General features: G+C 71.2%; 23 protein-coding genes. 20 read left to right on the forward strand and 3 right to left on the reverse strand.

Annotated features, from left to right (window positions below; genetic code table 11):
• Position 1: 1 nt before the first annotated feature.
• The 12 genes from mraY to PGN23_RS05675 all read left to right on the forward strand — a co-directional run bounded on the left by mraY (position 2) and on the right by PGN23_RS05675 (position 15831).
• Positions 2 to 1072, forward strand: a complete 1071-nt coding sequence (gene mraY / locus PGN23_RS05620; RefSeq protein WP_335301840.1) for a phospho-N-acetylmuramoyl-pentapeptide-transferase — start codon at positions 2 to 4, stop codon at positions 1070 to 1072.
• Positions 1069 to 2478, forward strand: coding sequence for a UDP-N-acetylmuramoyl-L-alanine--D-glutamate ligase (murD, locus tag PGN23_RS05625; RefSeq protein ID WP_335301841.1), 1410 nt, complete (start codon positions 1069 to 1071; stop codon positions 2476 to 2478). The genes mraY and murD overlap by 4 nt, the downstream gene beginning before the upstream one ends.
• On the forward strand, positions 2475 to 3716 hold the full coding sequence (locus PGN23_RS05630; protein ID WP_335301842.1) for an FtsW/RodA/SpoVE family cell cycle protein: 1242 nt from the start codon (positions 2475 to 2477) through the stop codon (positions 3714 to 3716). The genes murD and PGN23_RS05630 overlap by 4 nt, the downstream gene beginning before the upstream one ends.
• The gene (gene murG, locus PGN23_RS05635; RefSeq protein ID WP_335301843.1) at positions 3713 to 4858 is read left to right on the forward strand and encodes an undecaprenyldiphospho-muramoylpentapeptide beta-N-acetylglucosaminyltransferase; all 1146 of its coding nucleotides are present in this window, start codon (positions 3713 to 3715) and stop codon (positions 4856 to 4858) included. Before PGN23_RS05630 ends, murG begins: the two co-directional genes overlap by 4 nt.
• Positions 4859 to 4871: 13 nt before the next feature.
• Positions 4872 to 6290: a UDP-N-acetylmuramate--L-alanine ligase gene (murC, locus tag PGN23_RS05640; RefSeq protein WP_335301844.1), complete on the forward strand. Its 1419-nt coding sequence runs from the start codon at positions 4872 to 4874 to the stop codon at positions 6288 to 6290.
• A 225-nt stretch (positions 6291 to 6515) separates the two neighbouring features.
• Positions 6516 to 7457 carry a UDP-N-acetylmuramate dehydrogenase gene (murB, locus tag PGN23_RS05645; RefSeq protein WP_335301845.1) on the forward strand — a complete coding sequence of 314 codons (942 nt, stop codon included), beginning with the start codon at positions 6516 to 6518 and terminating at the stop codon, positions 7455 to 7457.
• Between the two features lie 102 nt (positions 7458 to 7559).
• Positions 7560 to 8504, forward strand: a complete 945-nt coding sequence (locus PGN23_RS05650; protein ID WP_335301846.1) for a D-alanine--D-alanine ligase — start codon at positions 7560 to 7562, stop codon at positions 8502 to 8504.
• Positions 8501 to 9469, forward strand: coding sequence for a cell division protein FtsQ/DivIB (locus PGN23_RS05655; protein ID WP_335301847.1), 969 nt, complete (start codon positions 8501 to 8503; stop codon positions 9467 to 9469). Before PGN23_RS05650 ends, PGN23_RS05655 begins: the two co-directional genes overlap by 4 nt.
• Before the next feature lie 13 nt (positions 9470 to 9482).
• Entirely contained in the window at positions 9483 to 10742 is a 1260-nt protein-coding gene (ftsA, locus tag PGN23_RS05660) for a cell division protein FtsA (RefSeq protein WP_335301848.1), read from the forward strand.
• A gap of 120 nt (positions 10743 to 10862) precedes the next feature.
• Entirely contained in the window at positions 10863 to 12395 is a 1533-nt protein-coding gene (ftsZ, locus tag PGN23_RS05665) for a cell division protein FtsZ (protein ID WP_335301849.1), read from the forward strand.
• A 123-nt stretch (positions 12396 to 12518) separates the two neighbouring features.
• A complete protein-coding gene (locus tag PGN23_RS05670; RefSeq protein WP_335301850.1) occupies positions 12519 to 14663 on the forward strand; it encodes an SPOR domain-containing protein in 2145 nt (714 codons plus the stop codon).
• 4 nt (positions 14664 to 14667) lie between these two features.
• Positions 14668 to 15831: a deoxyguanosinetriphosphate triphosphohydrolase gene (locus PGN23_RS05675; RefSeq protein WP_335301851.1), complete on the forward strand. Its 1164-nt coding sequence runs from the start codon at positions 14668 to 14670 to the stop codon at positions 15829 to 15831.
• 75 nt (positions 15832 to 15906) lie between these two features.
• On the opposite strand, the gene PGN23_RS05680 is transcribed toward PGN23_RS05675, so the two are convergent.
• A complete protein-coding gene (locus PGN23_RS05680) occupies positions 15907 to 16194 on the reverse strand; it encodes a hypothetical protein (protein ID WP_335301853.1) in 288 nt (95 codons plus the stop codon).
• 182 nt (positions 16195 to 16376) lie between these two features.
• Between PGN23_RS05680 and argS the strand changes: the two genes are divergently transcribed.
• Positions 16377 to 18104, forward strand: a complete 1728-nt coding sequence (gene argS, locus PGN23_RS05685) for an arginine--tRNA ligase (RefSeq protein WP_335301854.1) — start codon at positions 16377 to 16379, stop codon at positions 18102 to 18104.
• Position 18105: 1 nt separating this feature from the next.
• On the forward strand, positions 18106 to 18843 hold the full coding sequence (locus tag PGN23_RS05690) for an SPOR domain-containing protein (protein WP_335301855.1): 738 nt from the start codon (positions 18106 to 18108) through the stop codon (positions 18841 to 18843).
• A 50-nt stretch (positions 18844 to 18893) separates the two neighbouring features.
• Here PGN23_RS05690 and PGN23_RS05695 read toward each other — a convergent pair whose 3' ends face one another.
• Complete coding sequence (locus PGN23_RS05695; protein ID WP_335301856.1) at positions 18894 to 19787, reverse strand: MipA/OmpV family protein; 894 nt, start codon at positions 19785 to 19787, stop codon at positions 18894 to 18896.
• Positions 19788 to 19907: 120 nt separating this feature from the next.
• On the opposite strand from PGN23_RS05695, the gene nagZ reads away from it, so the two are divergent.
• From nagZ to tatC, 6 genes are all read left to right on the forward strand, one after another.
• The gene (gene nagZ / locus PGN23_RS05700) at positions 19908 to 20909 is read left to right on the forward strand and encodes a beta-N-acetylhexosaminidase (RefSeq protein ID WP_335301857.1); all 1002 of its coding nucleotides are present in this window, start codon (positions 19908 to 19910) and stop codon (positions 20907 to 20909) included.
• Between the two features lie 107 nt (positions 20910 to 21016).
• The gene (locus PGN23_RS05705; RefSeq protein WP_335301858.1) at positions 21017 to 21778 is read left to right on the forward strand and encodes a segregation and condensation protein A; all 762 of its coding nucleotides are present in this window, start codon (positions 21017 to 21019) and stop codon (positions 21776 to 21778) included.
• Positions 21775 to 22389 carry an SMC-Scp complex subunit ScpB gene (gene scpB, locus PGN23_RS05710; RefSeq protein ID WP_335301859.1) on the forward strand — a complete coding sequence of 205 codons (615 nt, stop codon included), beginning with the start codon at positions 21775 to 21777 and terminating at the stop codon, positions 22387 to 22389. Before PGN23_RS05705 ends, scpB begins: the two co-directional genes overlap by 4 nt.
• A 157-nt stretch (positions 22390 to 22546) precedes the next feature.
• Positions 22547 to 22795: a twin-arginine translocase TatA/TatE family subunit gene (locus PGN23_RS05715; protein ID WP_335301861.1), complete on the forward strand. Its 249-nt coding sequence runs from the start codon at positions 22547 to 22549 to the stop codon at positions 22793 to 22795.
• Between the two features lie 29 nt (positions 22796 to 22824).
• Complete coding sequence (gene tatB / locus PGN23_RS05720) at positions 22825 to 23277, forward strand: Sec-independent protein translocase protein TatB (RefSeq protein WP_335301862.1); 453 nt, start codon at positions 22825 to 22827, stop codon at positions 23275 to 23277.
• Between the two features lie 10 nt (positions 23278 to 23287).
• The gene (gene tatC, locus PGN23_RS05725; protein WP_335301863.1) at positions 23288 to 24061 is read left to right on the forward strand and encodes a twin-arginine translocase subunit TatC; all 774 of its coding nucleotides are present in this window, start codon (positions 23288 to 23290) and stop codon (positions 24059 to 24061) included.
• Between the two features lie 160 nt (positions 24062 to 24221).
• Here the strand turns inward: tatC and PGN23_RS05730 are convergent, their stop codons facing one another.
• Entirely contained in the window at positions 24222 to 24359 is a 138-nt protein-coding gene (locus PGN23_RS05730; RefSeq protein ID WP_335301864.1) for an entericidin A/B family lipoprotein, read from the reverse strand.
• Between the last annotated feature and the right edge of the window lie 275 nt (positions 24360 to 24634).

Genomic DNA, 24634 nt, shown 5'->3' on the forward strand with positions numbered 1-24634 from the left:
CGTGTTATTCTGGATCGCCGAACAGCTGGGATTTCCCGGCGCGCTGAACCTGATCCGCTACCAGTCCTTCCGGACCGGATCGGCGGTGGCGACCGCGCTGCTGATCGGCCTCATCATCGGGCCGAAGTTCATCGGCTGGCTGCGCGTGCGACAGGGCAAGGGGCAGCCGATCCGCGCCGACGGGCCGCAGACCCACCTCGCCAAGCGCGGCACGCCGACGATGGGCGGGCTGATGATCCTGACCTCGCTGTCGCTGTCGATCCTGATCTGGATGGACCTGCGCAACCCGTTCGTCTGGGCGTGCCTGTTCGTCACGCTGGGGTTCGGCGCGATCGGGTTCCTCGACGATTACGACAAGGTGCGCAAGGCGAGCACCGCGGGCGTGTCGGGCAAGGTGCGGCTGCTGCTGGAATTCGCCATCGCGGCGGTCGCGGCGTGGATCGTCATGCAGGAGAACGGCACCGCGCTCTATCTGCCGTTCACCAACCGCTATTTCATCGACCTCGGCTACGCCTATCCGCTGTTCGCCGCCTTCGTGATCGTGGCGTTCGGCAATGCGGTGAACCTGACCGACGGTCTGGACGGTCTGGCGACGATGCCGGTCATCATCGCGGCGGTGGCGCTGATGATTATCGCCTACCTGGCGGGCAACGTGAAGTTCGCCGATTACCTGGGCATCCCGCACGTCGCGCGCGCGGGCGAGCTGGCGATCTTCTGCGGCGCGGTCATCGGCGCCGGACTGGCGTTCCTGTGGTACAATGCGCCCCCGGCGGCGGTGTTCATGGGCGATACCGGGAGCCTGGCGCTGGGCGGCGCGCTGGGCACGATCGCGGTGGTCGCGCATCACGAGATCGTGCTGGGGATCATCGGCGGGCTGTTCGTGGTCGAGGCGCTGTCGGTCATCATCCAGGTGTTCTGGTACAAGCGCACCGGCAAGCGCATCTTCCGCATGGCGCCGATCCACCACCATTTCGAGCAGCTGGGCTGGAGCGAGCCGACCGTCGTGATCCGCTTCTGGATCATCGCGCTGGTGCTGGCGCTGGCGGGCCTCAGCACGTTGAAGCTGCGGTGATCGTCGCGCGCGCCTGGGCGGGCAGGCATTATGCCGTGCTGGGGCTGGCGCGCTCCGGCGCGGCGACCGTGCGCGCGCTGCTGGCGGGCGGCGCGCGGGTGATGGCGTGGGATACGGACGAGGCGAAGCGGGCGGCGATCCTCCCCGAGCCCGCTCGGGGAGGGGGACCGGCGAAGCCGGTGGAGGGGCAGATGCGGGACGGTTCCGCATCCGCCCCTCCACCGTCGCTGCGCGACGGTCCCCCTCCCCAAGCAGAGCTTGGGGAGGATCTGGTCGTGGCCGATCTGGAGACGGTGGATCTCGCCGGGTTCGACGCGCTGGTCGTCTCGCCGGGGGTGCCGCTCAACCGCCACCCGCTGGCGGCGAAGGCGCGCGCGGCGGGGGTGCCGATCATCGGCGACATCGAACTGTTCGCGCAAGCCCGCGCCGACCTGCCGCCGCACCGCGTCGTCGGGATCACCGGCACCAACGGCAAGTCGACGACGACCGCGCTCGTCCATCACATGCTGGAGGCCGCGGGCATCCCGACGCGGATGGGCGGCAATATCGGGTTGCCGATCCTGGCGCAGGAACCGCTGCCCGACGGTGGCGTCTACGTCCTGGAGCTGTCGAGCTACCAGATCGACCTGACGCGGTCGCTGGACTGCGACGTTGCGGTGCTGCTCAACATCACGCCCGACCATCTCGACCGCTATGACGGCTTCGCGGGCTATGCCGCGTCCAAGGCGCGGCTGTTCGCGATGCAGGCACCCGATCATTGCGCGATCGTCGGCATCGGCGACGCGCCCTCCGCGGAGATCGCGCGCGACCTGTCGCGGACGCGCGGCGCGACGGTGGTCAGGATCGCGCCGGGCGTCTGCATGGACCAGTCGCGCTGGCCGTCGTTGCAGGGGCCGCACAATGCGCAGAACGCGCTGGCCGCGCTGAACGTCGCGGAGGCGCTGGGCGTCCCGGGCGAGGCGATCGACCGCGCGCTGGAGACGTTTTCCGGACTGCCGCACCGGATGGAGCGCGTCGCGACGCTGGGCGGGGTCGCCTGGATCGACGACAGCAAGGCGACCAATCCGGAGAGCACCGCCCCGGCGCTCGCCGCTTTCCCCCGCATCCACTGGATCGTCGGCGGGCGCGCGAAGGGCGACGACCTCGACGCGTGCATGCCGCATATCGGCCATGTGGTGCGCGCCTATACGATCGGCGAGGCGGGCGCGCGCTTCGCCGAGGTGCTGCGCCCGCATGTCCCGGTCGCCGAGGCGGAGACGCTGGAGCGCGCGGTGAAGATCGCGGCCCAGGAGGCGCAGCGCGGCGAGGTGGTGCTGCTGTCGCCGGCGGCGGCGTCATTCGACCAGTTTCGCGACTATGAGCATCGGGGCGCCGCCTTCCGCGCGGCGGTGGAGGCGCTGGCATGACCGACACGCGCGCGCAGGGCGGCACGGGGGCAGGCACGGGGCTGGACCGCGGGCGGCTGAAGGGTCGCGGCGGGCGCGGCGATCCGTCGCCGCTGGGCACCTGGTTCTGGGACATCGACCGGGTGCTGCTGCTGCTGGCGCTGTTCCTCATCGCGATCGGGCTGCTGGCGGTCGCGGCGGGCTCCCCCGCGACCGCGGTGCGGTATTCCGGCGAGCATGTGAAGTTCACGCCGCTCCACTATTTCTGGCGCCAGACGATCTGGGTCGCGGTGTCGTTGCCCGTGCTGTTCGGCGTGTCGATGCTCCCCGCCACGCTGGCGCGGCGGATGTCGCTGATCGGGGCGGCGGTGTGCATCGCGCTGCTGATGGTGACGCCGTTCGTCGGCGTGGTCGTCAACGGTGCGCGGCGCTGGGTGGGGTTCGGCTTCGCGCAGTTCCAGCCGTCCGAGTTCCTGAAGCCGTTCTTCGTCGTGACGGTCGCGTGGCTGCTGTCGTTCAAGTCGCGCGACGAAACGCTGCCGGTGACCGCGATCACCGCGGGGCTGACCGGGTTCGTCGCGCTGCTGCTGATGCTCCAGCCCGATTTCGGACAGACGGTGATCTTCTGCGTGATCTGGCTGGCGCTGGTCACGCTGGCGGGCACGCCGACGCGCGTCATCCTGGGCTTCCTGGCGATGGTGCCGGCCGCGATCGTGGCGGCGTATCTGTTCTACGGCACGGCGCGCGCGCGGATCGACGCGTTCCTCTTCCCCGGGGTCGAGGGCGAGGGCGCGGCGGACCATTTCCAGACCGATGCCGCGCACCGCACGCTGACCGCGGGCGGCTGGTTCGGCACGGGGCCGGGGGCGGGCACGGTCAAGTTCGGGCTGCCCGAGGCGCATACGGATTACATCTTCTCCGTCATCGGGGAGGAATTCGGGCTGCTGGCGTGCATGGTGATCGGGCTCGTCTTCCTGGCGGTGGTGGTCCGGGTCTTCGTGAAGCTGCTGGACGAGCAGGACCCGTTCACGCTGCTGGCGGCATCAGGGCTGGCGGTGCAGTTCGGCGCGCAGGCGCTGGTGTCGATGGCGGTCAACACCGGCCTGGCGCCGTCGAAGGGGATGACGCTGCCGTTCATCAGCTATGGCGGGTCGTCGATGATCGCGCTGTCGATCGGCATGGGCCTGTTGCTCGCCTTTACCCGGCGCAACCCGTTCCTGTTGCGCAGTCCCTATCTCAGCCGCTGGAACGCCGAATGACACGAGCCCGCCACTTCGTTCTGGCCGCCGGGGGGACCGGCGGGCACATGGTCCCCGCCGCGGCGCTGGCGGAGGAGCTGACGCGGCGCGGGCACCGCGTGGCCCTCGTCAGCGACGAACGCGGGGTGCGGTTTCCCGGCCTCTTTGAGGGCGTGCAGACGCATGTCATTCCGGCCGGACGGTTCGCGGGCGGGCCGGTCGGCTGGCTGAAGGCGGCGCGGCTGATGATGCAGGGGCGCGCCATGGCGGCGGAGCTGTATCGCACGTTCAGGCCCGCGGCGGTGATCGGGTTCGGCGGCTATCCCGCCTATCCGGCGCTGTCGGCGGCGTTCGCGGCGGGCATCCGCACCGCGGTGCACGAGCAGAATGCGGTGCTGGGGCGCGTCAACCGCCTGGTCGCGCGCAAGGTCGATGCGATCGCCACCAGCTATGCCGCGACCGAGCGGCTCGCCCCGCGCTACGAGAACAAGGTCCATCTGATCGGCAATCCGGTGCGCGACAGCGTGCTGGCGCTGCGGGCGAAGCCCTATCCGGCGCTGGATGAGGACGGCATCTTCCGCGTGCTGGTCACCGGCGGCAGCCAGGGGGCGAGCGTGCTGAGCAAGGTGGTGCCCGAGGGGCTGGCGATGCTGCCGGTCGCGTTCCGCCGCCGCCTGCAGGTGACGCATCAGGCGCGGATCGAGGACATCGACGCGGCGCGCGCGACCTATGCCAGGCTGGATATCGCCGCCGACCTGGCGACCTACCTGCCCGACCTGCCCGAGCAGCTGGGCTGGGCGCATCTGGTGATCGCGCGCGCGGGCGCGTCGACCATCTCGGAACTGACCGCGGCGGGGCGCCCCGCGATCCTGGTGCCGCTGCCGGGCGCCACAGACGACCACCAGACCGCGAATGCGCGCGACATCACGAAGGCGGGCGGCGCGCGGACGATCCCGCAATCCGCCTTCACCCCCGGCGAGCTCGCCAAGCAGATGCAGAAGCTGGGGCTGGACCCGGAGGCGTTGCAGAATGCCGCCGGGCGCGCGCGGTCGTGCGGCGCGCCGAACGCGGCAAGCGACCTGGCCGATCTGGTCGAGAGCCTGGATGCGCCCACGGCCCAGGTACATGTCGGCGTCATCAAGCCGCGGGAGGCGTTTGCGTGAAGGGGTTTGGCGCGTGAAGGGTGTAGCGACCGACATCGGGACGATCCATTTCGTCGGCATCGGCGGGATCGGCATGTCGGGCATCGCCGAGGTGATGCACAACCTGGGCTACAAGGTGCAGGGCAGCGACGTGGCGGAGGGCTATGTCGTCGAGGGGCTGCGCGCACGCGGCATCCCGGTCACGATCGGGCATGACGGCGCCAACGTGAACGGCGTGGCGGTGGTCGTCACCTCCACCGCGGTGAAGCGCGGCAACCCGGAGGTGGAGGAGGCGCTGCGCAACCGCGTGCCGGTGGTGCGCCGCGCCGAGATGCTGGCCGAGCTGATGCGGCTGAAATCGACCGTGGCGGTCGCGGGGACGCACGGCAAGACAACGACGACGTCGATGGTCGCGGCGCTGCTGGACGCGGGCGGGGTCGACCCGACCGTCATCAACGGCGGCATCATCAACAGCTACGGCAGCAACGCGCGGCTGGGCGCCAGCGACTGGATGGTGGTCGAGGCGGACGAGAGCGACGGCAGCTTCCTGCGGCTGGACGGCACGATCGCGGTCGTGACGAACATCGATCCCGAGCACCTCGACCATTACGGCAGCTTCGACAAGGCGAAGGACGCCTATGTCGAGTTCGTCGAGAACGTGCCGTTCTACGGTGCGGCGCTGCTGTGCCTCGATCATCCGGAGGTGCAGGCGCTGATCCCGCGGGTGCGCGACCGGCGGATCGTCACCTATGGCTTCGCGGCGTCGGCGGACGTGCGCGGGGTGAACGTGACGCCCTATCCCGGCGGCAACCGCTTCGAGGCGCTGATCCGTCACCGCGACGGATCGGTGCGCTCGATCGAGGGGATCGACCTGCCGATGCCGGGCCGCCACAACGTGCAGAACGCGCTGGCGGCGATCGGCGTCGCGCTGGAACTGGGGATCGACGACGCGACGATCCAGCGCGGGTTCGAGCGGTTCACGGGCGTGAAGCGGCGCTTCACCAAGGTGGGCGAGGTGGCCTTTGCTGGCGGTGGGGGCGCCACGATCGTCGACGATTACGGCCACCACCCGGTCGAGATCCGCGCGGTGCTGGCGGCGGCGCGCGAGAGTGCGCAGGGCCGGGTCATCGCGGTGGTGCAGCCGCATCGCTATTCGCGGCTCGGCAATCTGATGGAGGACTTCCGCGGCGCGTTCAACGACGCGGACCTCGTTTATGTGACCCCGGTCTATGCCGCGGGCGAGACGCCGGTGGCAGGCGTGGATGCCGAGGCGCTGGTCGCGGGGCTGCGCGACCGCGGGCATCGCCAGGCAGACGTGGTGGCGGATGCCGATGCGCTCGCCGATGCGCTGGCCAGCGAGGTGCGCAGCGGCGACCAGGTCATCTGCCTGGGTGCGGGCGACATCACGAAATGGGCTGCCGGGCTGGCGGCGGCGATCGAGGCGCGGCGGTGATCGGATCGTCCTCCTTCCCGTTCCCCGACGAAGGCGCGGCCTTTGCAAAACAGGTGCAGCGGCATCAAGCCCACGCCGTGCCCCTGCGCAGGCAGGAGCCCCGGGCCCAGCAGAACAACGCCTTATGGGACCTGCAACTCCGGGCTCCTGCCTTCGCAGGAGCACGGTGTAGCCTTTCGCAAAGGTCTCGCGAAGGCCGGGGCCCGGTGGCGGGCGGCTCGTAGGATGCGGTCGCCGCTTCCCACTGGACCCCGGCCTTCGCCGGGGAACGGCGAGGCCACCGGGCTTCCCCCGGTTCGCGGCCGGTTGACGCCGCGCGCCCCGCTCGCGCCGCTGGTCTGGTTCAAGTCGGGCGGGGCGGCGGAGTGGCTGGTCGAGCCCGCCGATGCCGACGACCTCGCCGCGTTCCTGCGCGATCTGGACCCGGCGGTGCCGGTGATGGCGCTGGGGCTGGGGTCGAACCTGATCGTGCGCGACGGGGGCGTTCCGGGCGTGGTCGTGCGGCTGGGCAAGCCGTTCGCGACGGCGGCGATCGTCGATGCGACGACGCTGCGGTGCGGCGGCGGGGCGAGCGGCATCCTCGTCTCCTCCACCGCACGCGATGCGGGGATCGCGGGGTGCGAGTTCCTGCGCTCGATCCCGGGCACGGTGGGCGGGTTCGTGCGGATGAACGGTGGCGCCTACGGGCGGGAAACCGCGGACGTGCTGGTGAGCGCGGAGGTGGTGCTGCGGGATGGCGAGCGGCGGACGCTGTCGCGCGACGATCTGGGCTACAGCTATCGCCATTCGACGCTGCCGGCGGGCGCGATCGTGGTGGCGGCGACCTTCCGCGGCGCGCCCGGCGAGCCGGCGGCGATCCAGGCGGAGATGGACCGTATCGCCGCCGCGCGCGAGGCGTCGCAGCCGCTGCGATCGAAGACGGGCGGGTCGACCTTCAAGAACCCGGAGGGTTTCAGGGCGTGGCAGCTGGTCGACCGGGCGGGTTGCCGCGGGCTGACGCTGGGCGGCGCGCAGGTGAGCGAGAAGCACACCAACTTCCTGCTCAACACCGGCGATGCGAGCAGTGCGGACATCGAGGCGCTGGGCGAAGAGGTGCGCGCGCGCGTGAAGGCGACGAGCGGGGTGGAGCTGGAATGGGAGATACAGCGCGTGGGGGTGGGGGCGTGATGGTGCTCCCCTCCTCCGTTCGCTTCGAGCTTGTCGAGAAGCCGTTCTCGACGGTCGCGTTTCGGCTGCGCTCGACGCTGCTCGAACCGAACGGAGTCTGTCATGGTTGAGTCGCTTCACATCGTCGTCCTGATGGGCGGCTGGTCCGCCGAGCGCGCGGTGTCGCTGACCTCCGGCGCGGGCGTCGCGGAGGCGCTGGAGTCGCTGGGGCACCGCGTCACGCGCATCGACATGGGGCATGACGTCGCGGCGCGGCTGGCGGAGGCGGCGCCCGACCTCGTCTTCAACGCGTTGCACGGTACGCCCGGCGAGGACGGCAGCGTGCAGGGGCTGATGGACCTGATGGGAATGCGCTACACCCATTCCGGGCTCGCCACGTCGGTCGTGGCGATCGATAAGGTATTGACCAAGCAGGTGCTCGTCCCCGCGGGCGTGCCGATGCCGGGCGGGCGGATCGTCACCAGCGAGGAGGTGTTCGCTGGCGACCCGCTGCCGCGTCCCTATGTGCTCAAGCCGGTCAACGAAGGCTCGTCGGTAGGGGTCGCGATCGTCACCGACGGCGGCAACCACGGCAACCCGATCGGGCGCGACAGCGCGGGGCCGTGGCAGGAGTTCGCCGAGCTGCTGGCCGAACCGTACATCCGCGGGCGCGAGCTGACGACGGCGGTGCTGGAGGAAGCGGACGGGCCGCGCGCGCTGGGCGTCACCGAATTGCGGCCGAAGTCCGGCTGGTACGATTACGAATCGAAATACACCGACGGCATGACCGAGCATCTGTTCCCGGCGCCGATCCCCGACGACATCGAGCAGGCGTGCCGGGCGCTGGCGGTGCAGGCGCACCGCGTGCTGGGATGCCGCGGGTGCAGCCGGGCGGACTTCCGCTGGGACGACGAGCGCGGGGTCGACGGGCTGTTCGTGCTGGAGGTCAATACCCAGCCCGGCATGACCCCGCTGAGCCTGGTGCCCGAGCAGGCAAAGCATACCGGCATGAGCTACCCCGCGCTGGTGCAGGCGATCGTCGACGCGGCGATGCGGGACGCGTCGTGACCCGCACGATCCGCCGCGGCGCACCGCCGCCGCGCCGCGCCGCCGGGACCGGACGGCGGCGGGTGCAGAAACAGTCGTTCGGCGACCGTATCCTGGCCAGGCTGCCGGTCAGCGAGGAGGGGCTGCGCAAGGCGGTGACCTGGACACTGCTGGGCGGCGGGGCGGCGGTGGCGCTGTTCGTCGCCCATCTGATGGGCGTGCCGCAGGCGATCGGCAACGGCATCGCCGAGGCGGGCGCGCGCGCCGGCCTGCGCGTCGAGCAGGTCGACATCACCGGCCTCAAGCGGATGGATCGCGAGACGGTCTATGCGATCGCGCTGGAGGACCAGCAGAGCCGCGCGATGCTGCGCGTCGACCTCGCGCGGGTGCGCGAGCGGCTGCTGGCCTATGGCTGGATCGCGGACGCCTATGTCGCGCGGCGGCTGCCCGACCGGCTGCTGATCCACATCACCGAGCGCGAGCCGGCGGCGGTGTGGCAGGACAACGGCCAGCTGACGCTGATCGATGCGAGCGGGCGGTTGCTGGCGCCGGTCGATCCGTCGGCGATGCCCAACCTGCCGCTGGTGATCGGGCCGGGCGCGGATCAGCAGGAGGCGGGGTATCAGGCGCTGCTCGCCGCCGCGCCCGCGCTGCGCCCGCGCATTCGCGCGGCGTCGTGGATCGGCAATCGGCGCTGGGACCTGACGTTCGACACCGGCGAGACGCTGGCACTGCCGCAGGAAGGCGCGGCGCAGGCGCTGGTGAAGTTCGCGCAGCTGGACGGCGCGCGATCGCTGCTGGGCAAGGGCTGGATCCGCTTCGACATGCGCGACCCCAAGAAACTGGTGGTGCGCAAGCCGGGATCGGAGGCGGGCCAGTCGCTGGCGGACGACGGCACGACCGACGAGGCGCCCGCGACGGGCAACGTACAGGGTAAGACCCCGACGACGCAGGGTGGGGAAACCCTGCGCGGCGAGGACGTGTAGGAGGGGCTGTGACATGGCGAAGGTAGCACCCGAGGGACTCATCACCGCGCTGGACATCGGTTCGTCCAAGGTGTCGGCGATGATCGCGCAGAAGGGCGACGGCGGCGAACTGGTGGTGCTGGGCACCGGCCAGCGCGAGAGCCGCGGGGTGAAGCGCGGCTATATCGCCGACATGGCCGCGACCGAGGTCGCCGTGCGCGAGGCGGTGGAGCAGGCCGAGCGGATCGCCGGGCTGAATATCGAGAACGTCTGGGCGGGTTTCTCCAGCGGTGGCCTCATCAGCGACGAGGCGTTCATCGAAACGGAGCTGGGCGGCGCGCGGATCGAGCAGGCCGATATCGACGCGCTGCTGCAGGAGGGGCGTTCGTCGATCGACCCGCAGGGGCGGATGGTGCTCCACGCGCAGCCGGCGCTGTACACGCTCGACGGGCTGACGGGCGTGAAGAAGCCGCTGGGGCTGCACGCCGACCGGCTGGGCGTCCACATCCACGTCATCGCGGCGGACGGGTCGCCGGTGCGCAATCTGGACCTGTGCGTGCGCTCCGCGCATCTGGAGGTGAAGTCGATCATCGCCAGCCCGGTGGCGACGGGGCTCGCCTGCCTGACCGAGGAGGAGCGCGACCTGGGCGTGGCGCTGGTGGAGATCGGCGCGGGCATCACCAACGTGTCGCTGTTCGCGGGGGCGATGCTGGTCGGGCTGAAGTCGATTCCCGTCGGGGCGGCGGACATCACCGACGATATCGCCAGCGCATTCGGGACGACGCGGTTGCAGGCGGAGCGGATCAAGTGCTTCCACGGCAGCGCCAATGCGTCGCCGCGCGACAATCACGAGATGGTGACGATCCGCGAGCGCACGCAGGACGAGGATTCCGAGGCGTTGCAGATCACGAAGGCGGCGCTGATCCACGTCATCCGCCAGCGGCTGGAGCATCTGACGAGCGAGATCCAGGCCGCGCTGAAGGAGTTGCGGTTCGAGGGGCCGGTGGGGCGGCAGGTGGTGCTGACCGGCGGCGGTGCGGAGCTGAAGGGGATTGCGGATTACGCGCAGCAGGCGCTGGGCCGCTCGGTCCGGGTCGGGCGGCCGCGCGGGCTGACCGGGCTGCCGGAGGCGCATTCGGGACCGGGGTTCGCGACGCTGGCGGGGCTGGCCTATTTCGCGGCGAGCGATCCGATCGACCTGCGCGGGCTGGTGCCGGCGCAGCAGATGGTGCACCGCCAGCGCGGGCTTCGCGGCTTCTGGAAGCTGGTACAGGCGGCGAAGGCAAATTATTGACGCAGCAACAGGGCGTTTCGCGGCGTTTTCTCTTTCGCCGCGCGCGCGCATGTTGCACATCGTGGTGAATGGCCCGCGGCCAGTGACGTAGCGGCGCGGGCGGACGGAGTATAAGTTGCGATGAGCATCGAATTCATCACGCCCGATCTGGACGACCTGACCCCGCGCATCACCGTGATCGGGGTCGGCGGCGCCGGCGGAAACGCGATCGCGAACATGATGCGCGCAGACGTGCAGGGCGTGAACTTCCTGGTGGCGAACACCGACGCGCAGGCGCTGAAGCAGTCGGATGCCGAGCAGAAGATCCAGCTGGGTGCGAAGATCACGCAGGGGCTGGGCGCGGGCAGCCGGCCGGAGATCGGCCGCGCCGCCGCCGAGGAGACGATCGAGGAGCTGGGGCGCCTGCTCGAAGGGTCGCACATGTGCTTCATCGCGGCGGGCATGGGCGGCGGCACCGGCACCGGCGCGGCGCCGGTGATCGCCAAGGCGGCGCGCGACATGGGCATCCTGACCGTCGGCGTCGTGACCAAGCCGTTCAGCTTCGAGGGCAACCGCCGCTCCAAGTCGGCGGAGGCGGGAATCGATGAGCTGCAGAAGTTCGTCGATACGCTGATCGTGATCCCGAACCAGAACCTGTTCCTGGTCGCCAATGCGAACACCACGTTCAAGCAGGCGTTCGAGATGGCGGACGAGGTGCTGCAGCAGGGCGTGCGCGGCATCACCGACCTGATGGTCATGCCGGGGCTCATCAACCTGGACTTCGCGGACGTGCGCTCCGTGATGCAGGAGATGGGCAAGGCGATGATGGGCACCGGCGAGGCGGAGGGCGACGACCGCGCGCTGATCGCCGCGCAGAAGGCGATCGCCAACCCGCTGCTCGACGGCGTGTCGATGCAGGGTGCCAAGGGCGTCATCGTCTCGATCACCGGCGGCGACGACATGCGCCTGCTGGAGGTCGACGAAGCCGCGAACCACATCCGCGAACTGGTCGATCCCGACGCCAACATCATCTGGGGCTCGGCGTTCAATCCGGAGCTGGAGGGCAAGATCCGCGTCTCGGTCGTCGCGACCGGCATCGAGAGCAACGCGCAGGCGACGGCACCGGCCGCCGCTGCGCCCGCCGAGCCGCCGCGCACGTTCAGCTTCAGCGCGCCGCGCCGTGCGGAGCCGGCCGCTCCGGTGGCCGCGACCGCTCCCACGCCCGCGCCGGTCGCCACCCAGGCGCCGGTCTCCACCCCGGCGCCGGCTCCCACCGCCTATCAGAGCGCACCCGCCGCCGCCCCGCAGCCGAGCGGTGCCGCCGCCGGTGCGATGAGCGAGGGCGTGCCCCCCGCCGGTGCCGTCCCGCCGGCCGCGGCGGTATCGCCCGCCAGCACCGCGGTGGAGGACGAGCTGGTGCTGGGCGCCGATGCGATCGTCCCGGAGGCTCCTGCCCCCGCGGCGCAGCCCGAGCCGGGCGCCGACGCGGGTCGTCGCCGCTTCCTGTCGCCGGGGGCGGAGGCGGACGACGCCCCGCCGCAGCCGCGCGTGAAGCTGGGCGGGACGCTGTTCGAGCGGATGCAGAACGCGACGCGCGGCGCGGGCCGGACCGAGGAGGAGCCGCGCGATCCGTCGGACCTGCCGCGTTTCCTGCACCGGCAGAACAACCAGTAGGCACCCGCAGGTGACGATCGGGCCGGCCGCATCGACGTTCGTCGTCGGTGCGCGCCGTCCCGTCGCAGCGGCGCGGCCACGTCATTGCCGGTTCAGCGATCGGCGTCTCTACACGGGGCGCCGGTGCTGTCCGATGCCGACCCGTCGTCGGCGCGCGCCGATGGCCATGTGTTGAGGAGACGATCGAGCGTGTCGAACGGCCGGACGAGCGGGGGCGCGTCGCGCTGGTGGGGCGCGGCGATGGCGCTGTCCGCGGTCGCATGGCCGGTTGCCGGGGCGGCGCAATCATATCCAATGGTGCAGCCGCTCAACCCCGATGCGGACCGTCTGGCGGACGTGGTGCGGCGGCTGGGCGCGTCGCCGCGCGACCTGTCGGCGCTGATCGAGGCGGGCGAACTGTCGTTCCGGCTGGGCGATGCGACCGCGGCGGCGGCACTGTACAAGCGGGCCGAGGCGATCGATCCGGTGAACGGACGCGTCAAGGCGGGTATCGCGCAGATCCTGGTCAACGGCGAGCGGCCGGGCGAGGCGCTGCGCTATTTCGAACAGGCGCAGCGCTATGGCGCGCCGATGGCGGGCTATGCCAGCGACCGCGGCCTCGCCTACGACCTGATCGGCGAACAGGAACGGGCGCAGCGCGACTATCGCGTCGCGCTGGCGCAATCCGGCGGCAATGCGGACGATCTGGACGAGGCGCGGCGCCGTTATGCGCTGTCGCTCGGCATTTCGGGGCGGCAGGCGGAGGCGCTGGAGCAGATCGACGCGTTGCTGCGCAAGTCGGATCGCGGGGCGTGGCGTGCGCGCGCGTTCATCCTGGCGATGAACGGCGACGTTGCGGGCGCGAACAGGATCGCCACCAGCATGATGCCGGCGGGGATGGCGGGGGGTCTGGCGGCGTTTTTCCAGCGTTTGCCGACGCTGCGTGCGGCGGATCGCGCCTTTGCGGTGCATTTCGGCGAGGTCGCGCCCACGCCGTCGCGGATCGCGGACGCGCGGATGACGCCGGCGCTCCCCGCGCTCGGCCCCGATCCGACCGCTCCGCGACGGGTCGAGGTGGCGGCGGTCGCGCCGACGCCGGTGGCGAAGCCCGCGCAACGCCTGTCGCGCAGCGAGCAGCGGCGGCTGGAGCGGGACGCCGCGCGACAGCCGCGTGAGCCTGCCGCCAATCCGCCCCGGACACAGACGGCGGCGGTGGCCCCGGCGATCCGGCCGGGCGCGGCGGCGTCGACGGCGTGGCGTCCGGCACCGGCGCCCACGCCGATCCTTCCGCCGGCGCAAACGGTTGTCTCGACGTCGCTTCCCACGACGCAGCCCGACGCCGGGTTGGCGACCACCACGACGCGGGCATTGCCGCAACAGACCGCCGCTGCGACGCCCCTTCCCGCGACGCAGCCCTACGCCGGGTCGGTCGCCACGCCGGCTCGCACCCTGTCGCAGCGGACGGTCCCGCCGACACCGCAACCCTCCGCCGGGGCAGTCTCCGCCGTCACGCGGACGCCGGCTCCCGCCATCGCGGCGCCACCGATCCCCGCACCCACGCCCATCCCGACACCCGCCCCGGCGATCCTGGCGGATGCCGAAACGACCCCGAGCGCGGCGACGCCGCCGGCGCAGATCGCGGCGGCCGCGGCGCTGCCCGCGCGGCCGACGTCGGTGCGGCAGGGGGAGGACACGATCCTGGCGCGGATCATCGCCGGGATTTCGGTGCCCGCGACCGAACTGGACGTGGCGCCGATGCCGCGCGCGGTGCCCGTCGTCCCGGCGCCCGCCGCCCCCGGATCGAGTGCCGCGCTGGACGAGGCGGCGCGTGTCGCCGAACGCAACGCCGCGGCGGACGAGGAACGCCGCCAGCGCCTCGCCGCGCGCAAGGCCGCGGCGGAAAAGGTGTTGGCCGACCGCCGCACAAAGGAGGCGGCCGAGAAGAAGGCCAAGGACCTCGCCGCGAAGAAGGAAGCCGCGGAAAAGGCGGCGGCGGAGAAGAAGGCGGTGCGGGCCGAGCCGGCGCGCATCTGGGTACAGGTCGCGGGCGGCGCGAACGAGGGCGACCTGCTCAAGGCGTGGAAGGCGGTGCAGGGCAAGACTCCGGCACTGGAGGGCAAGCGCGCCTATTCCACCCCGCTGCGCGCGACCAACCGCGTCGTGACGGGTCCGTTCAAGACCGAGGCGGAGGCGCGCGCCTTCGTCAACACGCTGACGAAGCAGGGGCTGCCCGCATTCTCCTTCACCAGCGCCGCCGGGCAGAAGATGACGCGGCTGGACGCGAAGTAACGCCGTGTCCGATCTTGCCCCCTGGGCCGCGCACCCGTCGCGCAGCCGTGGCCGCTGCCATGCCGAGGAATCGGGCGATCGCGGCCCGCGCGACTGCTTCCAGCGCGACCGCGACCGCATCATCCACTCGATCAGCTTTCGCCGGCTGCGTCACAAGACGCAGGTCTTCCTGGCGCCGGACGGCGATCATTTCCGCGTCCGCCTGACCCACAGCCTGGAGGTGGCGCAGATCGGACGGACGATCGCGCGGACGCTGGGGCTGAACGAGGATCTGACCGAGGCGCTGTGCCTGGCGCACGACATCGGCCATCCGCCGTTCGGCCATGCCGGCGAGGACGCCCTGCAAAAGGCGACCGCGGGGCAGGGCGGGTTCGATCACAACGGCCACACGCTGCGCACGCTGATGCGGATCGAGCGCCCCTATCCGCGCTGGCCGGGGCTGAACCTGACGTGGGAGACGCTGGAGGGACTGGCCAAGCACAACGGCCCGGTCGCATCGCCCGCCTGGGCGCTGGCGCAGGCGGATGACGAGGCGGGGCTGGAGCTGACCACCCACGCCTCGCTCGAGGCGCAGGTCGCGGCGCTGGCGGACGACATCGCCTATGACAATCACGACATCGACGACGGGCTGCGCGCGGGGCTGCTGACGCTGGAGCAGATCGAGGCGGTGCCGCTGGTGGCGGAGGGCCGGGCGCGGCTGGCGACGCGATTCGCCGATGTGCCGCGCGACCGGCTGACCGGCGAGCTGATCCGCAGCCAGATCGGGGCGATGGTCAACGACCTGATCGCGGAGTCTCGGCGTCGGATTGATGAGGCGGGGGTCGAGAGCATCGAGGATGTGCGCGGGGCCGGGCGCCCGCTGATCGCCTTCTCGCCCGCGATGGCGACGGCGGAACGCGATCTGAAGCGCTTCATGTACGCCAATCTATATCACCATCCGCGCCAATTGGAGGCGGCGGCGGCGGCGCATTATGTCGTCGCGGGGCTGTTCGCGGCCTATCGCGCCGATCCGGCGCTGCTGCCCGAGGAATGGCGCGGACGCCTGCCGGCGGAGGAGCCGGGGGTCAGCCGGCATATCGCCGACTTCATCGCCGGGATGACCGATCGCTATGCGGTGGCGCGGTATCGCGAGGCGGTCGGGCCGATCGACCTGCCTGAGGGGTTTTGAGGGATCGGTAACGGATAAACGAAAAGGGGGCGGGACGCCGGTCCCACCCCCTTCGGGTCCGCAAAAGCGGAAGGATCAGTTCGCCGAGGCGACCGCGACCGCCGAGTCGTTGGCGCGGAACGAGACGGGGAAGCCGTTCGCCTGGCCGGTTACGCGGCCGTTCTTCACCAGCAGGCGGAAACGCTGCGCCGAGCCGATCTCGCGGCCCTGGATGACGGTGCGGCCATCGGCGCGCGTGGTCGTGGTGTAGACATAGGTGCGACCGTCGCGGGTGAAGGTCTGCTCGTTGCTGTCGGCAGCCATGCCCATGGTCGAGATCAGCGAGGCGGCGGCAGCGGCGGCGAACATCGTGAACTTGCGCATGTGAGAACCCCCTGGAGGAACCGCGGCGGTGCCGCTTACTGCACTGCAACATAAATGCTGCGACGCAGCAGGCAATTGAGAAGGCGGCAATCGCGCTTGCGATCGATGCAATCGCCTCGTGCACGATGCGCATGTCGGCGCCTTTTGCGCTGCGCGGCACCATCCGCTAAGGCGCGCGCGCTATGACGCTCTTCATCCGCTTCGCCGCCCATGTCGACATCGCGCTGGATACGCTAACCCGCGCGGGCACGCTGCCCGCGGGCGTGGACCGCCGCAACGTGACGGTCGAGCCGCCGCGCGACGCGACGCACGGCGACCTGGCCACCAATGCCGCGATGGTGCTGGCCAAGCCGGCGGGGATGAACCCGCGCCAGCTGGCGGAGGCGCTGGCGGGCGAGCTGCGCGCGCTGGAGGAGGTGGCGGAGGTGAACGTCGCGGGGCCGGGGTTCATCAACCTGACGCTGCACGACGACGTGTGGCGGCGCGAGATCGACGCGATCCATGCCGACGGCGAGGGCTATGGCCGCTCGACCGCGGGGCAGGGCGTGCGCGTGAACGTCGAATATGTCTCCGCCAATCCCACCGGCCCGATGCACATGGGGCATTGCCGCGGGGCGGTGGTGGGCGATGCGCTGTGCAGCCTGCTGGAGTTCGCCGGGCACGAGGTGACGCGCGAATATTACGTCAACGACGCGGGCGGGCAGGTCGACGTGCTCGCGCGCTCCGCGCACCTGCGCTACCGCGAGGCATTGGGCGAGGATGTCGGCGCGGTGCCCGAGGGGCTGTATCCGGGCGATTACCTGATCCCGGTGGGGCGGGCGCTGGCGCAGGAGTTCGGCGATCGCTACGCCGCCGCGCCCGAGGGCGACTGGCTGGCGCTGTTCCGCACCCGCGCGGTGGCGGCGATGCTGGTACTCATCAAGGACGATCTGGCGGTGCTGGGGATCCACCACGATCTCTTCTCGTCCGAGGCGGCGTTGCAGGCCGCGGGCAAGCCCGAGGCGGCCGAGGCGGTGCTGCGCGCGCGCGACCTGATCTACGACGGCGTGCTGGAAGCCCCCAAGGGCGAGACGCCGGAGGATTGGGAGCCGGTCGAGCTGCCGCTGTTCCGCTCGACGCAGTTCGGCGACGACCAGGATCGCCCGATCCGGAAGTCGAACGGCAGCTGGACCTATTTCGGCGCCGACATGGCCTATCACTTCCAGAAGGCGCAGACCGCCGACCAGCTGATCGACATCTGGGGCGCGGACCATGCCGGGACGGTCAAGCGCATCCAGGCCGCGGTCGCCGCGCTGACCGAGGGGAAGACGCGGTTCGACGTCAAGCTGGTGCAGATGGTGCGGCTGCTGCGCGGCGGCGAGCCGGTCAAGATGTCGAAGCGCGCGGGCAATTTCGTGACGCTGGCCGATGTCGTGCGCGAGGTGGGCAAGGACGTGGTGCGCTTCACCATGCTGACCCGGCGCGCCGATGCGCAGATGGATTTCGACTTCGCCAAGGTGGTCGAGGCGTCGAAGGAAAATCCGGTCTTCTACGTGCAATATGCGCATGCCCGCGTCCACTCGCTGCATCGCCGGGCGGCCGAGGCGGGGATCGGCGCGGAGGGTGCGGATCTGTCGCTGCTCGATGCGGAGGAGCTGGCGCTGGTAAAGCTGGCGGCGCAGTTCCCGCGCGTGGTGCAGACCGCGGCGGCGGCGCGCGAGCCGCACCGGATCGCGTTCTATCTCTACGATCTGGCGGCGGCGTTCCATGCGACGTGGAACGTGGGGAACGATCGCCCGGACCGGCGTTTCCTGATTTCGGACGATCCCGCGATCACCGCGGCACGACTGTCCTTGGCGGCGGCGATCGGGCAGATTATCCGCAACGGACTCTCCATCATGGGCGTGGAGGCGGTCACGGAGATGCATTGAGATGACACCCTCTGATCCGGTCGGCACGGTGCGTGACGAGGATCGGCTCCCCTGGCTCGACACCGTCGAGCCGGACGAGCAGGACGGACCCTCGGTCGGGCGCGTCGTCGCGATGGTCGCGGGCGGGCTGGTGCTGCTCGCCGCGATCATCTTCGGGCTGTACCGGATGCAGACCCCGCGCGGTGCGAACGGCGAGGGGACGCTGATCGCGGCGCAGGAGGGCGATTACAAGGTGCGCCCCGACGATCCCGGCGGACTGAAGGTCGAGGGCGAGGGGGATTCCGCGATCGCGGCGAGCGCGGGCAGCAACACCAGCGGCGCGATCGACCTGCGCGCGGTGCCCGAGGCGCCGATCACGCGCCAGCCGCGCGCGACGCCCAGCCCCGCCCCGGTGGCCAAGGGCGCGCCGACCGCCAGCGCCTCGGTCCCGGCGGCCGCGGCGCCGCTGCGCGCGCAGAAGCCGGTGACCGCGCCGGTCGCCGCGGTCCCGGGTGCGGCGTCGGGCGGCGCGCTGGTGCAGCTGGGCGCCTTCCCGACCGAGGCCGCGGCGACCGCGGCATGGAGCGCGATCGCCAAGCGGTTCGGCTATGTCGCGACGCTGGGCAAGGTGGTGCAGCCCGCGACGGTGAACGGGCGCACCGTGTACCGCCTGCGCGTCAACGCCGGGAGCGCGGGCGCGGCGTCCGACATCTGCGGTCGGCTGAAGGTCGCGGGCGAGAGCTGCTTCGTCACGAGCTGAGAGGGGGCGTCGTCGTCGCTTCGCTCCGCTCGCGATGACGGGCTGGCGGGTTAACGCCTTCCCCCCACCCGGAACGTATAGCTGAGCCCGAGGCCGCCGGTGAGCTGGTCGCGCGATCCCCGCACGCGCGTGACCGGCGAGTCGCCGGCATCGCCGACCAGGCGTGCGTAGCCGGCGTTGGCCAGCACGCCCCAGCGCGGGGTGAATTGATAGATCACGCGGCTGGTCAGCCCGACCGAGTGGACGCCGCTGCCCGGCGAGAACACCGGCAGCCCGGTGCGTGCGGCGGTTTGCGGGGACACGCCGAACCAGGCGCGCTGGTAGCGCACGTCGGACAGGGTGACGCGTGGGCCGACCGACACCAGCCAGTCATCGCCGTCGCGCGCGACATAGTCCGCGGCCAGCGTGCCGACCCAGCCCTCATGCCCGGTCACGCCCTTGCGTACGTCGCCGCGCAGCCGGATCGCGTCGCTGGGCCAATATTGTGCGAAAACGCCCGGTTCGAACGAGCGCGCGACGCGCGGCAGCCCGCCGCCCAGGTCGTCGGCGCGGCGGATGCCCTCCAGCCGCAGCATCGGGCCCGCCTCGAACCGGCCGTGGCGCAGCAGCGTCAGGCTGGGGCCGTCCCCGACGCCGCCATAGGGGAACGGATCCTCCCCGCGCGCCTTCGCCACGCTGATGAGCGGGCCGAGGCGGAAGGCGTCGTTGCCGGGAAAGCCGGGCCCGCCCTGTACGCCCAGCGCGACGCGGAACCGGCGCGGGCGATCGTCCCGCGCGCGGCTGACCACGTCGAGCCCGCCGCGCGCGGTCGGCACGGCGCGCGTTGAGCGCGGCGGCGCGCGCTGCGGATCGGCAGGGCCCGCGCCCTCCTGCGCGGCCACCGGCGCGGCGACCAGCCCGGCGAGGAGGGCGATCGCGGCGCGGCGGGGCGAAGGACAGGTCATCGGGGAACCTCGTTACGTGCGCGTATCCAACAGGTGGCGCGCACCCGGGTTCCCGCCGGCTATGGTCCGCGCGCGACCGGGCATTCCCCTGACCAGCCGATCGCGCCTAGAAGAGCGGGCATGAAACCCGTGATCTTCGGCCTGTCCGGCCCCGCCCTCACCCCCGACGAACGCGCCTTCTTCCGGGAGGCGAAGCCCGCGGGGTATATCCTGTTCGGCCGCAACGTGCAGACGCGGGCGCAGGTGCGCGCGCTGACCGACTCGCTGCGCGAACTGGAGGGGCGCGCCGATGTCGCGATCCTGGTCGATCAGGAGGGCGGGCGCGTCGCGCGACTGGGCCCGCCGGAATGGCCCGCCTTTCCCGCCGGGCCCGACTTCGACCGGCTGTACGAGCTGGCGCCGATGTCCGGGATCGAGGCGGCGCGCGCCAACGGCCATGCGCTGGGGCTGATGCTGGCGGAGGTGGGGATCACGGTCGACTGCCACCCGATCCTGGACGTCGCGCGCGACGACACGACCGATGCGATCGGCATCCGCGCCTTCGGCAAGGAGCCGATGCGGGTCGCGGCGATGGGCCGTGCCACGCTGGAGGGGCTGGCGGCGGGCGGCGTCGTGGGCGTCGTGAAGCATATCCCCGGCCATGGCCGCGCGCTGGTGGACTCGCACCATCACCTGCCGACCGTCACCGCCTCCGCCGAGGAGCTGGAGGACGATCTCGCGCCGTTCCGCACACTGGCGCATGCGCCGATGGGGATGACCAGCCATATCGTGTTCGAGGCATGGGACCGCGAGCGCCCCGCGACGCTGTCGCCGATCGTGATCGAGCAGGTGATCCGCGGCACGATCGGTTTCGACGGGCTGCTGATGACCGACGACATCGACATGAAGGCGCTGTCGGGCAGCGCCGGCGACAAGGCGGCGGGGGCGATCGCCGCGGGATGCGACGTGGTGCTCGACTGCTGGGCGCGGATGCCGGAGATGGAGGAGATCGTCGCGCGGCTGGATGACATATCGGCGGCCTCGCGGGCGCGACTGGACCGCGCGATGGCCACGCTGAACCCGCCCGCGGGGGACATGGCGGCGCTTTTGGACAAGCGGGACCGGCTGCTGGCGCTGGTGTGAGGTTCGCGCGACGACGCGACACCGCCCCGCGCAGAGCATCGCGGCGTCATCGCGTCTTCGCGGGAGCCCCCCTGTCCCCCACCGCGTGGCTGTGGCAGCATGGCGTCATGGCCGGCCCCATCACCGATGCGCCCGAGCAGCTGACGCTCGACCTGGACGGGTGGGAGGGGCCGCTCGACCTGCTGCTGTCGCTGGCGCGCGCGCAGAAGGTGGACCTGCGCGACATTTCGATCCTGGCGCTGGTCGAGCAATATCTGCGCTACGTCGACCGGGCGCGGGTCATCCACCTGGATCTGGCGGCGGATTACCTCGTGATGGCGGCGTGGCTCGCGTATCTGAAATCGGCGCTGCTGCTGCCGCGCGATCCGGAGGTGGAGCCCGATCCGGAGGAGATGGCGATCCGGCTGCAACTGCGGCTGGAGCGGCTCGATGCGATGCGCGAGGCGGGTGCGCGGCTGATGGCGCGCGATCGCGAGGGGCGGGACGTATTCCGCCGCGGCGCCCCCCCCGGACTGCGCACGGTGCGCACGGCGACCTATACCGCGGGCATCTTCGACCTGATCGCGGCCTATGGACGCATCAGCGCGCGGTCGCGCCCGGTGATGCACGTGGTGCAGGACCGCGAGGTGATGACGCTGGACGCCGCGATCGCGCGCGTCTCCGCTCTTGTCGGCAGCGCGATCGACTGGCGCGCGATCGAGGCGTTCCTGCCCGACATGGCGAGCGCCGCGTTGCGGCGGTCGGCGCTGGCGTCGTCCTTCCTCGCCGCGCTGGAGCTGGCGCGGCAGGGGCGCGTGGAGATCCGGCAGGAGGCCCCCTTCGCGCCGCTCTATCTGCGCGCGCCGCACCGTCAGGAGATCGGGGCATGAGCGCGGCGACGGTGTCCCCCGACACCGTTCGCGCGGTGGAGGCGGTGCTGTTCGCGGCGACCGACGCGATGGGCGTGGATGCGATCCGCAGCTATGTCGAGGGCGACGTGCGCGCCGCGCTGGCGCAGCTGTCCGCGGACTATGCCGGACGCGGGGTGCAACTGGTCGAGCGCGGCGGGCGCTGGCATTTCCAGACCGCACCCGATCTGGCGCACGTGCTGCGCCGCGACCGCGAGGAGGTGCGGCGGCTGAGCCGCGCGGGGATCGAGACGCTGGCGATCATCGCCTATCACGAGCCGGTCACCCGCGCCGAGATCGAGGCGATCCGCGGCGTGCAGACCGCCAAGGGGACGCTCGACGTGCTGATGGAGGCGGGGTGGGTCCGCCCGGCGGGGCGGCGCGAGGTGCCGGGGCGCCCGCTGACCTTCGCCACGACCCCGGAGTTCCTGACGCATTTCGGCCTGTCGAGCCGCCGCGACCTGCCGGGGATCGAGGACCTGCGCGCGGCGGGACTGCTCGACCCGGTCGACCTGGCGTTCGGGCAGTTGTCGGCGGAGGCGGAGGCGGAGGACGACGGCGGCGATGACGACGATGAGGAGGATGCGGCGTGACGGTCCGCGCCCGACGCGCCCCGGGGCGCATCGTCATGCCGCCGTCACGAAGCGCTGCCATCGCCGCCGGATCGTCGGGGGGCGAGCGCGCGGTGACGGACGTTGCCGTTTGCCGGTGCGTGCCCTAGATATGACGAACACCAGGAGTTTTCGTGTCATGGGCAGCTTCAGCCTTCCGCATATCCTCATCCTCGCGGTGGTCGCGATCCTGCTGCTGGGTGGCGGGCGCTTCTCCAATCTGATGGGCGACGTCGCCAAGGGCGTGAAGAACTTCAAGAAGGGCATGGCGGAGGACGAGGACGACGTGCCGGCGCGCCCGCGCCCGCGGATCGAGGCGCAGTCCTCGGCCGAGCCGGCCTACGACCGCGACCGTGACGCCGATCGCGTGCGCGAGGATCGTCGCTGACCCCTTCCGTCCGTCACGGCGCGCGCTGAATGTTCGATATCGCTCCGTCCGAGCTGCTGCTGGTCGCGTTCGTCGCGCTGGTGGTGATCGGTCCCAAGGACCTGCCCAAGGCGATGCGCGTCGTCGGCTATTGGGTCGGCCGCGCCCGCGCGGTCGGGCGGCAGTTCCGCGCCGGCTTCGACGAGATGGTGCGCGAGGCCGAGCTGGAGGAAATGGAGAAGAAGTGGAAGGCGGAAAACGAGCGGATCATGCGCGAGCATCCGTTCATACCGTCGCCGCCGCCCGAACCGGCCGCGCTGCCCGCGCCCGACGCGCCGCGTGACGGTGCCGGCATGTCCGCCGATCAGCCCGACGGGCACGAGGTGTCGCGCCCGGTGATGGTCGAGAAGCCCGTCGTCGCGCCGGCCGAGCATCCGACCGCACCCGTCGCGCCCGCCGAACATCCCACCGCGCCCGTCGCGACGGACAAGGCCCCGTCGTGAAGGTAGCGGCATGACCGACATGGCCGACGAACTCGACGACAGCCGCGCGCCGCTGCTCGACCATCTGCTGGAGCTGCGCCGCCGGCTGCTGTTCTGCATCGTCGCGGTCGGGCTCGCCTTTGCGGTCTGCTATTATTTCGCGGAGGACATCTTCGCCTTCCTGGTCCAGCCGTTGCTGCATGCCGGGCAGAAGACCGTCATCTATACCCAGCTGTTCGAGGCGTTCTTCGTCCAGATCAAGGTCGCGTTCTTCTCCGCGATGATGCTGGCGTTTCCGGTGATCGCCAACCAGCTGTGGCAGTTCGTGGCCCCGGGGCTGTACCGCAAGGAAAAGCGCGCGCTGCTGCCGTTCCTGCTGGCGACCCCGGTGCTGTTCCTGACCGGCGCGGCGATGGCCTATTACATCGCCATCCCGATGGCGCTGCACTTCCTGCTCGGCTATTCCGGGATGATCGGCGGGGTGCAGCAGCAGGCGCTGCCGGCGATCGGCAACTACCTAAGCTTCGTGATGCAGTTCCTGTTCGGCTTCGGCGCGGCGTTCCTGCTGCCGGTGCTGCTGATGCTGCTGGAGCGCGCCGGGATCGTGACCCGCCGGCAGCTGATCGGGGCGCGGCGCTATGCCATCGTCGGTGCGTTCGCGATCGCGGCGGTGCTGACGCCGCCGGACGTGGGGTCGCAGCTGCTGCTCGCGATCCCGCTCACCATCCTCTACGAGCTGGCGATCATCGGCATCTGGTTTACCGAACGCCGCCGCGCGAAGGAAGCGACGACCACGCCGGAGTAGCGGGGCGGGCCAGGTCGCCCAGCCGGCATGTCGAAGCCGTCCGGGGCACCCCGGTCCGACCCCCGATCGCTTCGCTACGCCCGCCACCGACGGATCACGGGCGCGAAAAAAGGCGGTCCTTGCGGACCGCCTTCCTCGCATCCCGGTGAGGGCGGGACGCTTACTTCTTCACGTCTTCCGCGGTGTTGGTGACCGCGCGACCGGCGGAGGACACGTCCTTGCCCGCGCCCGCCACGGTGTTGCACGCCGAAACCAGCACCGCGCTCGCCAGGATGGCCATCGTCACAACCTTACGCATCGTGTCTACTCCCAAGAAAGGACGAACGCACAATGCCGATGACGGGCAATCGTTCCATTGATGGAATGGATCGGAGGGGAGGTGCGCCGCAGTGCCGCTGGACGTCGCGCAAAAGTATAGGCCCGGAAGCGTCACCGGGGGGGGGAGGGTGACGCTTCCGGGCCTGTGTTGTTGGATAGCGAGAGCGGGGGGGCATAAGGTCGCTATCCGAAGGTCATAACGAGGCGGTCGGTTGGGGGTTCCGGCGGTTCCCGATTATTTTTGCCGGACGCGCG

The sequence above is a fragment of the Sphingomonas adhaesiva genome (genome assembly GCF_036946125.1).
Lineage (GTDB): Bacteria > Pseudomonadota > Alphaproteobacteria > Sphingomonadales > Sphingomonadaceae > Sphingomonas > Sphingomonas adhaesiva_A.